10 protein-coding genes are annotated in these 10564 nt (G+C 70.0%); 7 read left to right on the top strand and 3 right to left on the bottom strand.

The genetic code is table 11. The features are described 5' to 3' along the window. Positions 1–104 precede the first annotated feature (104 nt). The 7 genes from rfbF to N6L27_RS20495 are packed head-to-tail and all read left to right on the top strand — an operon-like array spanning position 105 to position 7822. Positions 105–914 carry a glucose-1-phosphate cytidylyltransferase gene (gene rfbF / locus N6L27_RS20525; protein ID WP_271909297.1) on the top strand — a complete coding sequence of 270 codons (810 nt, stop codon included), beginning with the start codon at positions 105–107 and terminating at the stop codon, positions 912–914. Positions 915–924: 10 nt separating this feature from the next. Continuing rightward, positions 925–2064, top strand: a complete 1140-nt coding sequence (gene rfbG, locus N6L27_RS20520; RefSeq protein WP_271909296.1) for a CDP-glucose 4,6-dehydratase — start codon at positions 925–927, stop codon at positions 2062–2064. 53 nt (positions 2065–2117) lie between these two features. After that, positions 2118–3323, top strand: a complete 1206-nt coding sequence (locus tag N6L27_RS20515; protein WP_271909295.1) for a DegT/DnrJ/EryC1/StrS family aminotransferase — start codon at positions 2118–2120, stop codon at positions 3321–3323. Further along, on the top strand, positions 3320–4603 hold the full coding sequence (locus N6L27_RS20510) for a class I SAM-dependent methyltransferase (protein WP_271909294.1): 1284 nt from the start codon (positions 3320–3322) through the stop codon (positions 4601–4603). Before N6L27_RS20515 ends, N6L27_RS20510 begins: the two co-directional genes overlap by 4 nt. A 9-nt stretch (positions 4604–4612) precedes the next feature. Then, complete coding sequence (locus N6L27_RS20505; protein WP_271909293.1) at positions 4613–5596, top strand: NAD-dependent epimerase/dehydratase family protein; 984 nt, start codon at positions 4613–4615, stop codon at positions 5594–5596. Beyond that, positions 5533–6651, top strand: a complete 1119-nt coding sequence (locus N6L27_RS20500) for a glycosyltransferase family 2 protein (RefSeq protein WP_271909292.1) — start codon at positions 5533–5535, stop codon at positions 6649–6651. The genes N6L27_RS20505 and N6L27_RS20500 overlap by 64 nt, the downstream gene beginning before the upstream one ends. Before the next feature lie 22 nt (positions 6652–6673). Next, positions 6674–7822: a glycosyltransferase gene (locus tag N6L27_RS20495; protein ID WP_271909291.1), complete on the top strand. Its 1149-nt coding sequence runs from the start codon at positions 6674–6676 to the stop codon at positions 7820–7822. Here N6L27_RS20495 and N6L27_RS20490 read toward each other — a convergent pair. From N6L27_RS20490 to N6L27_RS20480, 3 genes are read right to left on the bottom strand one after another with little or no spacing between them, the layout of a single operon-like run. After that, complete coding sequence (locus N6L27_RS20490) at positions 7774–8460, bottom strand: HAD family hydrolase (RefSeq protein ID WP_271909290.1); 687 nt, start codon at positions 8458–8460, stop codon at positions 7774–7776. The genes N6L27_RS20495 and N6L27_RS20490 overlap by 49 nt on opposite strands. Positions 8461–8465: 5 nt before the next feature. Then, entirely contained in the window at positions 8466–9443 is a 978-nt protein-coding gene (locus N6L27_RS20485) for an ATP-grasp domain-containing protein (RefSeq protein ID WP_271909289.1), read from the bottom strand. Next, positions 9440–10561 (bottom strand): GDSL-type esterase/lipase family protein, encoded by a 1122-nt coding sequence (locus N6L27_RS20480; protein WP_271909288.1) that lies wholly within the window; start codon positions 10559–10561, stop codon positions 9440–9442. Before N6L27_RS20480 ends, N6L27_RS20485 begins: the two co-directional genes overlap by 4 nt. Positions 10562–10564 lie beyond the last annotated feature (3 nt).

The raw sequence follows: 10564 nt of genomic DNA, 5'->3' as shown, positions 1-10564 counted from the left end.
CCGCAAGACGAAGGGGTTTGAGGCCCGGAAAGACCAGAGCAGGCCGGGGCGGGGGCCCGGGCGCAGGCGTGGGAGATGTATTTTGACGAGTGGAGGGATTACCGATGCAATGCGTGCTTCTGGCCGGCGGGCTTGGCTCCAGGCTGGCTGAGGAAACCGTGTCCATACCCAAGCCGATGGTCGAGGTGGGGGGGCGCCCGATCATTGCCCGGGTGATGGATATCTACAGCCATTTCGGCCATCAGGAATTTATCGTGGCGGCGGGCTACAAGGCACTGCTGCTCAAGCAGTTCTTTGCCAATTACCATCTGATTGCCAATAATATCAGCGTCTCGGTCGACACCGGAAAGCTGCGGCTGATCCCGTCCCGCCCCGGCGGCTGGAACGTCTCGGTGGTGGACACCGGCGCCCATACCATGACCTCGGGGCGGATCCGCCGCCTGCGCGACTGGCTGACCCCCAACGAGACCTTCATGTGCACCTATTCCGACGGGCTCGGCAATATCGACATCGCGGCGCTGATCGACTTCCACAAGTCGCACGGCAAGCTGGCCACGGTCACCGCGGTGCAGCCGCCCGCCCGCTTCGGCAATATCGAGCTGAAGGGCGACCGGGTCGATGCCTTCACCGAGAAGGTGCGCAAGCGCGAGACCTGGATCAACGGCGGCTTCTTCGTCTTCGAGCCCGGGGTGATGGACTATATGGTCGACGACATGGAGCCGCTGGAGCAGTCGCCGCTGACCCAGATGGCGCGCGACGGCGAGCTGATGGCCTACCGCCATGAAGGCTTCTGGCACCCGATGGACACCATCCGCGACCGCAACAGCCTCAACGCCATGTGCGACGAGGAGGTGCCGCCCTGGATGCGGTTCGAAGACAGGCCCGGCGCGGCGTTCCCCGCCGTGGCGATCTGAGGCGGCGCGCATGGCAGAGGGTCCGGATCCCGGTTTCGGCGGCGTCTTTGCCGGGCGGCGGGTGCTGGTCACCGGCCATACCGGCTTCAAGGGCGGCTGGCTGTGCCTCTGGCTGCAGCAGCTGGGGGCCCGGGTCACCGGGCTGGCGCTGGCGCCGGAGCCGGGCCCGTCCTTCTTTGCCGCCTGCGGGCTGGATCAGGCTCTGGACAGCCGGATTGCCGATATCCGCGATCCCGGCGCGCTGGCGGAAGCGCTGGCGGGGGCGGATGCGGAGGTGCTGTTCCACCTGGCTGCGCAGCCCCTGGTGCGCCGGTCCTACCAGGCGCCGGCCGCAACCTTCGAGACCAATGCCGGCGGCACTGCCCATGTGCTGGATGCAGCACTCAGGATGCCGTCGCTGCAGGCCGCCGTCGTGGTCAGCAGCGACAAATGCTACGAGAACCGGGAATGGGACTGGGGCTACCGCGAGAGCGACCCCCTGGGCGGCCATGATCCCTACAGCGCCTCCAAGGCCTGCACCGAGCTGGTGGCGGGCGCCTACAGAAATGCTTTCTTTGCGGCCCCGGACGGGCCGCAGCTGGCCACCGCCCGGGCGGGCAATGTGTTCGGCGGCGGCGACTGGGGCGCGGAGCGGCTGGTGCCCGATCTGGCCCGTGCTGCCGCTGCGGATCAGCCGCTGCAGATCCGCCGCCCGCAGGCGGTGCGGCCCTGGCAGCATGTGCTGGAGCCCTTGTCGGGCTACCTGGCGCTGGCAGCGCGGCTCCTGGGGCCGGAGGGGGCAGAGTTTGCCGGAGCCTGGAATTTCGGCCCGCCGCTGGCGGGCACCGTCACCGTGCGGGAGCTGACGGCGCTCTTCTGCGCGGCCTGGGGGGCGGGGGCGCCGAAGATGGATTTCAGCCCGGCAGAGGACGGCCCGCATGAGGCCGGGCTGCTGCGGCTCGACAGCACCCGGGCGCGGCTGCGGCTGGGCTGGCAGCCGCAGCTGGCGCTGCCGGAGGCGGCGGCGATGACAGCTGAATGGTACCGGGCGTTCCAGGACGGCGGCACCGGCATGGCGGCGCTGAGCCGGGCGCAGATCAGCCGCTACAGCAGCCTGATGGCGGCAGATGCAGACAGAACAGGGATCCGGCGGCAGCCCGCCGCGCAATAGCAGCAAGCGGCCCGGGGGCGCCGCGCACAGACGGTTTGAGGGGGATGATTTCAATGCGTGTGAATTACGGCCAGACAGTGCACGGCCAGGAAGAGATCGATGCGGTTGTCGAGGTGCTGAAGACCTCGACCCAGATGGGGCCGCGGGTGCGGCAGATGCAGCAGGAGGTGGCGGCGCTCTTTGCCAAGCGCCACGGGATCATGGTGAATTCCGGCTCCTCTGCCAATTACCTGGCGGTGGAAATCCTGGACCTGCCCAAGGGCAGCGAGGTCATCACCCCGGCGCTGACCTTTGCCACCACGGTGGCGCCGCTGGTGCGCCAGGGGCTGGTGCCGGCCTTCGCGGATGTGGAGGAGGGCACCTATAACATCGATGCTGAGGCCATCGAGGCAATGATCACGCCCAGCACCTCGGCGCTGATGATCCCGTCGCTGATCGGCAACCTGCCGGACTGGCCGCGGATCCGGCAGATTGCCGATGCCCATGGGCTGAAGGTGATCGAGGACAGCGCCGACACCCTGGGCGCCGCCATCGGCGGCACCAGCACCGGCACCTGGTCCGATGTCTCCACCACCAGCTTCTACGGCTCCCATGTGATCAACGGCGCGGGCAACGGCGGCATGCTCTGCGTCAATGAGGACAGCCTGGGGCGGCAGGCGCTGCTGCTGCGCTCCTGGGGGCGGACCTCCTCGCTGTTCGAAGAATCCGAGAAGCTGGAGAACCGGTTCAGCGCCCGTGTCGACGGCATCGATTATGACGCCAAATTCCTGTTCGAGGCACTTGGCTACAATCTGGAGCCGTCCGAGATCAGCGCCGCCTTCGGACTGGTGCAGCTGGGCAAGCTGGAGCGCAACATCACCGCGCGGGAGCAGAATTTCGCAGCCCATCTGGCGTTTTTTTCCCAATACAGGGACTGGTTTGTCCTGCCCCGCCAGCTGCCGCAGTCGCGCACCGGCTGGCTGGCCTTCCCGCTGACGCTGCGCGCAGACGCGCCGTTCAGCCGCAAGGAGCTGCAGATCGCGCTGGAGCGGGCCGACATCCAGACCCGGCCGGTGTTCACCGGCAACATCCTGCGCCAGCCGGCCATGCAGGGGGTGGCGCACCGGGCCGCGCCGGGCGGCTATCCGCAGGCCGACCGGGTGATGGAGGGCGGCATCCTGCTGGCCTGCCACCACGGGCTGGAGGCGGCGCAGATTGCCTACATGCATGACACATTCAGCCGCTTCGCGGCCCCGTTCCAGAAGGACATTGCCTCATGAACCGGACCTTCACCCGCCCGCCTGCCACCCGCCCGCCTGCGCGCCCGTCACTGCTGACCGCCTGCCGCTGCTGCCGCTCGTCCAATCTGATGCTGGTGCTGCCGATGGGCGCGCATCCGCCCGCCAACATGTTCGTGCGCCCTGAGGACCGGACCAGGCCGCAGCCGTCCTTTGCGCTCAATGCCCAGGCCTGCCTCGACTGCGGCCTGCTGCAGGTGGCCGACCAGGTGCCGCCGGATTTCTTCACCAACTATCTCTATGTGCCCTCGGGCGCGGCCACCATGCACAGCCATTTCGCGGAGCTGGCGCAGGTGGCCGTGGCGCGCGCGGGCCGCGGTGAAGGCGCCGGGCTGATCGTCGACATCGGCTGCAACGACGGGCTGATGCTCAGCCATGCCAATGCGCAGGGCGGCCGCACCCTGGGCATTGATCCGGCTGCCAATCTGGCGGTGATCGCGGCAGAGCGCGGGGTGCGGGTGGACACCGCCTTCTTCAACCCGGAGACCGCAGCACGGGTCCGCGCCGCCGAAGGCCCGGCCCGGGTGATCACCACCACCAACACCTTCAACCACATCGATGACCTGCATGGCTTCTGCACCGGGGTGCTGGCGCTTTTGGAAGACGACGGCACCTTCATCATCGAGGTGCCCTGGGGCAAGACCATCCTGGAGACCAACGAGTTCGATAATGTCTATCACGAGCACCTGTCGGAGCTGAGCCTGCTGTCGATCGTGCGGCTGGGCGAAGCGGTGGGGCTGGATGTGGTGGATGTCACCCGGCTGCCGGTGCATGGCGGCTCGATGCGGGTGTTCCTGCAGCCCGCGGCGCTGCAGGCGGACCCCGCGCCCGTGGTGGCACAGATGCTGGAAGAAGAACGGGCCGCCGGTCTGTTGCGGCGCGAAAGCTACGAGGCCTTTGCCGGCCGGGTGCAGGATCTGGGCGAAGTGCTGACCCGGATCCTGAAGGGGCTCAAGGCCAGCGGCAAGAGCATTGCCGGCTACGGCGCCCCGGCCAAGGGCAACACGCTGCTGAACTATTTCGGCATCGGCCCGGAGACGCTGGACTTCCTGGCCGACCGCAACCCGCTGAAGCAGGGGCTCTATTCGCCGGGGATGATGATCCCGGTGCTGGGGCCGGAGGCGGTGGCGGAGCGGCAGCCCGACTACCTGCTGGTGCTGGCCTGGAATTTCTTTGATGAAATCCGCGAGCAGATGGCGGAGTTCGAGGCCCGCGGCGGCAAGTTCATCGTGCCGCTGCCCAGCCCGCGGATCATTCCCTGAGGGCGGGCGGTGGCACGGGTGCTCATAACCGGGGCCAGCGGCTTCATCGGCTCGCATCTGGCGCGGGCCTGCCTGGCGCGCGGCGACGCGGTCAGCGTGCTGCTGCGCCCGGCCTCGCGGCTGGACCGGCTGCAGGGCATTGCACCGCAGCTGCAGCTGCTGCGGGCGCCGCCGCAGGACCCGGCGGCACTGGCCGCGGCGCTGGCGGCGGCCCGGCCGCAGATCCTGTTCCACGCCGCCGCCGCGACCCGGTTCCGGGCGGAGCCGGGGCTGGAGGATCTGGGCCGCAGCATCGGGGACAACCTGCTGCCGCTGACCGCGCTGCTGGCTGCCGCCGCCGCGGCGGAGCCGCCGCAAGTGCTGGTGCGGCTGGGCACCATTGCCGAATACGGCGCCGGGCCGGAGCGGTTCAGCGAAACCGCCCGCGAGGCGCCGCTGAATGCCTACGGGGCCTCGATGCTGGCCGCCACCCGCTATCTTGAGATGGCGCAACCGCGGCTGCCGTTTGCGGCGGTGACAGCCCGGCTGGCGCTGACCTGCGGGCCCGGCCAGTCGCAGGATTTCCTGATCCCGCAGCTGGCCCGCAACCTGGCCGCGGGCCGGGTGACAGAACTGCACAGCCCGCACAGCCGCCGCGAGCTGATTTATGTGGAGGACGCGGTGGCCGGGCTGCTGGCCATTGCCGCCCGGCCTGCCGCCGCCGGGCCGGTGGTCAACCTGGGCAGCGGCCTGGCCCCGGACATGGCAGAGCTGGCGGCGCTGATGGCCCGGCTGGCGCAGGCGCCGCAGGCGCTGATCCGCCTCCCGGCGGAGGCTGCAGCGGGCCGCGGCACAGGCAGCCTGCTGCACACGGATACCACGCGGATCCGCAGCCGCCTGGGCTGGGCGCCGCAATTCACCCTTGCCGAAGGGCTTGAAAGGATATTGCAATGGGAACAACAGATGCTGCAGACCCCGGCCGGGGCGCAGAAACAGGACCGGAAACAGGCCTGACGCTGGTGTCGGTGCTGATCCCGGCGCTGAACGAGGAGCAGACCGTGCGCACCGCCTATGAGCGGGTCGCCGCGGTGTTCGAGGGGCTGCCGGACTGCACCCCGGAGATCATCTTCACCGATAATCACTCCAGCGACCGCACCTTTGCGATCCTGACGGAGATCGCTGCCGCCGACCCGCGGGTGCGGGTGATCCGCTTTTCCCGCAACGTCGGCTACCAGGCCTCTGTGCTGACCGCCTACCGGGCGGCGCGGGGCGATTGCGCGGTGCAGCTGGATTGCGACCTGCAGGACCCGCCCGAGCTGATCCCGCGGATGCTGGAAATGTGGCGCCAGGGCCATCACGTGGTCTACGGCATCCGCCGCCGCCTGCCCGACGGGGTGCTGGTGGCGGCCGCGCGGCGCGGTTTCTATGCGCTGATCGACATGATCAGCCAGGACGACCTGCCGCGCAATGCCGGCGAGTTCCGTCTCAGCGACCGCCGCATCCTGGATGAGCTGCGCCGCTCCAACGACCGCTCGCCCTATGTGCGGGGCATGATCAGCGGCATGGGATTCAGCCAGGCGGGGTTCGAGTACGACCGCGCCGCCCGCACCGCCGGAGAGTCGAAGTTTCCGTTCCGGGCGATGCTGTCGCTGGCGGTGGACGGGCTGATCAATCATTCGCTGCTGCCCCTGCGGCTGGCCTCGCTGATCAGCCTCACCGCCGGGCTGCTGACCTTCCTGCTGATGATCTTTTATGTGATTGCAAAGGTGGTGTTCGGCCAGGACTGGCCCGCGGGCTTTGCCACCACCACCATCCTGCTGCTGCTGTCGATTACCCTCAACGCCATGTTCCTTGGCATCATCGGCGAATACATCGGGCGGATCTTCCTGCAGTCCAAGGATCTGCAGCGGCCGCTGATCGAACGGGAGCTGAACGCGCCGCCGGAGTTCCACAGCGCCCGCCCGGCGGCGCTGCCGCCGCCGCAGGCAGAGCTGCCGCGCAGGCCGCGGCCGCGCCCCCCTTCCGAAGGCGCGCCGCCGGGCCGGCTGCGCCAGCGCAGCAGTCATTGAACGGGCCGGGAGGGAGCGCGCGATGCGGCTGCTGCTGATCCAGGGCGGCTTCGGGGCCGGCGGCGCCGAGAAGGTGATGGCAATGCTGGCCGCCCACCGTGCCGCCCGGGGCGACGAGGTGCATGCGGCGGCGCTGTCGATGCCTGCCGAAGGCTCCTATTTCCCCTATCCGGACGCGGTTGCCCTGCATCCGATGCAGACGGCCGGCGCCCCGGCGCGCGGTGCCGTGCAGCTGCACCGCATGCGCCACATCCGCCAGGTCATGGGCCTGGTGCAGCCGGATCTGGTGGTGTCCTTCCTGACCAAGGTGAACGTGCTGACCCTGGCGGCGGCGGCCACGCTGCATCCGTCCTGCCCGGTGATCATATCGGAGCGCAACAATCCGCAGGCGCAGGGCGGGCACCCGGTCTGGCGGCGGGCGCAGGACCTGCTGGCCCGGCGCGCCGCCGCCGTGGTGATGCAGACCCAGCGCGCCCGCGAGGCGCTGCCCTGCGCCCTGCGCGCGCGTGCCCGGGTGATCCCCAACCCCTGCGCCCCCTATGCCGGCATCGCGCCGCGGCTGGATCCGGGACGGGACGGGCTGCAGCTGGCGGCCGCCGGGCGGCTGGACCGGCAGAAGGGGTTCGACCTGCTGCTGCAGGCGATGCAGGAGATACATGCAGCGCTGCCCGCCACCCGGCTCACCATCTGGGGCGAGGGCCCGGAGCGGAGGCGGCTGGAGCAGCTGCGCGCCCGGCTGGGGCTGCAGCACTGCGTGTCGCTGCCGGGCCTGTGCCCGCAGCCCGGCGGCTGGATCGGGGAGGCCGACATGCTGCTTCTGTCCTCGCGCTACGAGGGGTTTCCCAATGTTCTGGCAGAGGCGGCGGTGCACGGGCTGCCGGCGGTGGCATTTGACTGCGACTACGGCCCGCGCGAGCTGATCCGCGACGGGGAAAACGGGCTTTTGGTGCCGCCGGAGGATCCGGCTGCCCTGGCCCGCGCGGTGATCCGGCTGGCCCGCGACCCGGGCCTGCGGCAGCGCATGTCCACGGCGGCGCCGCAGGCCTGGGCGCGGCTGGCGCCGGACCGGGTGCTGGCGGACTGGGATCAGGTCATTGCGGGGGCTGCCGGGCCCGGGGCCGCTCAGGCCGCCCAGGCGGCCAGCGCCGGGTCCAGTTCATCCAGGCTCTGAATCCGCAGATGCGCCGCATGACCGGCACCGGGGGGCTCGGGATCATGCACCGCCCCGGGGCGCAGGATCTGCACCGCGGCCCAGCCGCGCGCCCTGGGGGTCACGAAATCCTTGGCCGGGTTGTCAGCGACATAGACCAGCCGGGCGCCCCGCGGCGCCTTGTCTTCCATTTCCCGGAAGGCGCGGGGATGCGGCTTGCCATATCCCGCCCCCCAGGCGCCGGTGGGCCGGATATGCTTTATCAGAGCCTGTAATCCAAGTGCTGAGATCTTGTTGCGCTGCATGGTTTCCGGCCCGTCGGTGATCAGGCCCAGCGGCCCGGGCGCCTGTGCCAGATAGCGCGCCGCATCCGGGCACAGCGCGATCTCGGGCCTGTGGCCCCGGTACCCGGCCACCAGCTGCGCAATCCGTTCCGGCCCCGCAGCCAGCCCCAGTTCTGCACAGGCGCGGTCGAAGACATGCCGCCGCGCGCCGCCCTCGAACAGGGCGCGGCAGGCGGCACCGAACCCCCGCACCCCGGTCTGCGCGGCCACCACCTGCTCCAGATGGCGGTAGCCGCTGAAGGCGAAATCGCGTTCCAGATACAGCGTGTCATCCAGGTCGAAGACCACCATCCAGCCCGGCGCCGCGCGGCCCATCCCGGTCAGCCCCGGTAGACGGCGCTGTCATAGCGCATCATCCGTACGCCCTCGCGCCAGTTGTCATGCGCGCTGCAGGGCAGGCCCGAGACCTCCTCCAGCAGCCATTGGGCGAAACAGGCGCCGGCCTCATCCGCCAGCGGGTAGCCGCCGCCGAAGCGGGCGTTGATCTCGATCACCCTGGGCTGGCCGTCCGCCGCGCTCAGCACCTGGAAACAGGCCACGCCGCGCAAGCCGGGCAGCGCCCGCAGGATGCCTTCGGCAATTGCATGGAGATCCGCCCGCCGTTCGGTGATGCCCTTTTCCACCTCGCCCGCGCGCACCCGCTGGCGCAGATGCGGGATCACCGTGCGCAGGGCTCCCTGGCTGTCGACGAACATGTTGACGGTGTATTCCGGCGCTGCCAGCAGCTCCTGGAAGATCATCGGCTCGGGGAAGCAGGCGGGCAGATCCTGCAGCTGTTCGAACACCTGCAGCCCGCGGCTGGCGCTGCCGCCCGAAGGCTTGGCAAAGACCGGCCAGCCAAGCGCCTCCGGCGCCGCCTCCAGCCCGGTCCGGTCCAGGGTGCGCGGCACCGGCACCCCGGCCGTGCCCAGCACCTGCGCCGTTTGCAGCTTGTCGCGCACCGTTCCGATCACCGGCACCGGCGACACATGCAGCCGCGCCCCCAGCGCCGCAAATTCCTCCGCGGCGCGGGCCAGCGGCATCAGATCCGGGTCTATCGTGGGCACCACCAGCTGCGCCCCGGTCCGGCGCACCACGTCCAGCACCGCCGCGCCGTAGCCCGGATCATCGCAGCGCGGCACCTGAAACGCCCGCTCTGCCAGCGCGCAGGCCGCACTGCCGTCCGGGTCCAGGTCGCAGGCCAGAACCTCCAGCGGCAGGCCCAGCCGCCCGGCGGCGGCGCGGAACCGCTGCATCAGCTCCACCCGGCGCCCCGCCGAACAGATCAGCACCCGCACCGGGGCAGCACCGGCGCTCATGGCCGGGCCTCCGTGCCCAGGGCGGCCTTCTGCGCCGTCTCCCGCTCTGCCAGCAGCGGCAGCAGCGCGGCATGCACCGCTTCGGCCATCACCCGGTTGCCGGCCGCGTTCAGATGGCCGTCATAGCGGTGATAGAGATCCGCGCCGCCGCGCCGGTAGCTCTGCACCAGCAGATCCAGCAGGCTGACCCAGGCGATCCCTTCAGAAGCTGCGAACTGGGTCAGTTCCCGGTCCGGCAGGTCCGGGATCACCCCCTTGGGCGGGCTGTCCGCCGCAGCCGCAAAAACCTGGAACAGCTGCGGCACCGAAACCACCAGCAGCGCGGCGCCCCGGGCCGCGCAGAATTCACGGATGCGCCGCAGCAGCGCCTGGGTCGCCGCCATCTTGCGCTGCACCAGATCCGAGGCGGGCAGGCTGTAGAAGGCGGCCCGGGGTGTCATCAGATAGAGCCGCACATAAGTGCTGTCGCTTTTCATCAGCTGCCGCTTGAGCAGGGTGACCGCCTGCAGCGAGGAGCGTTTCCTGGCGCCCTGGGCAATCACTGCCCTGGCATCGCCGCGGGCGGTCTCGGTGCCATCCGGCGCGCGCTGAATAGGCTCGTTCACGAACAGGTCGTTGGTCATGAAGCTGACCAGCACGATATCCGGCTGCAGGCTGCCGTAGAGCCGCTCCAGATACAGCGCCTGCTGGGACGTGTCATAGCCCGGCACCCCGGCATTGATGATTTCGACGGCGCGGCCCCCGGCAGCAAAGCGCTGCTCCAGCAGGGCGGCCCAGCTGTCCTGCGCCGCATTGGCGGCGCCGAAGGTGAAGGAATCCCCCAGGAGCAGGACCCGGACGGCGCCTGCGGCGGGTTCTGCCGCAGGCGCGCCGCCGGTGCGGAAGCCGCGGCTGTCGGTGGCATATTCCACATCATATTCCGGCGCCCGCACCCGCGCCCGCGTGCCGGGCCGGTTGACATGGCCCAGCACCGGATCCTTCAGCGCCATCGGCCCGCCCTCCAGATAGGCGGTGCGCACGGTCTGCGGCGCCAGCAGCCGGATGCCGCCCTCCAGCCCGGCGATCAGCAGCAGCGTGGCGAGGCCGACCAGGGCCGCCATGCGCATATGAGTCCGCACGGA

Source organism: Leisingera sp. SS27 (genome assembly GCF_028368855.1).
Lineage (GTDB): Bacteria > Pseudomonadota > Alphaproteobacteria > Rhodobacterales > Rhodobacteraceae > Leisingera.
This window is presented reverse-complemented; position numbering and strand designations above follow the sequence as displayed.

Bases quoted from the DNA above. Each gene is read 5' to 3' on its own strand.
- rfbF (WP_271909297.1), top strand. From the start codon at position 105: ATGCAATGCGTGCTTCTGGCCGGCGGGCTTGGCTCCAGGCTGGCTGAG.
- N6L27_RS20510 (WP_271909294.1), top strand. From the start codon at position 3,320: ATGAACCGGACCTTCACCCGCCCGCCTGCCACCCGCCCGCCTGCGCGC.
- N6L27_RS20500 (WP_271909292.1), top strand. From the start codon at position 5,533: ATGGGAACAACAGATGCTGCAGACCCCGGCCGGGGCGCAGAAACAGGA.
- rfbG (WP_271909296.1), top strand. From the start codon at position 925: ATGGCAGAGGGTCCGGATCCCGGTTTCGGCGGCGTCTTTGCCGGGCGG.
- N6L27_RS20515 (WP_271909295.1), top strand. From the start codon at position 2,118: ATGCGTGTGAATTACGGCCAGACAGTGCACGGCCAGGAAGAGATCGAT.
- N6L27_RS20490 (WP_271909290.1), bottom strand. From the start codon at position 8,460: ATGGGCCGCGCGGCGCCGGGCTGGATGGTGGTCTTCGACCTGGATGAC.
- N6L27_RS20485 (WP_271909289.1), bottom strand. From the start codon at position 9,443: ATGAGCGCCGGTGCTGCCCCGGTGCGGGTGCTGATCTGTTCGGCGGGG.
- N6L27_RS20495 (WP_271909291.1), top strand. From the start codon at position 6,674: ATGCGGCTGCTGCTGATCCAGGGCGGCTTCGGGGCCGGCGGCGCCGAG.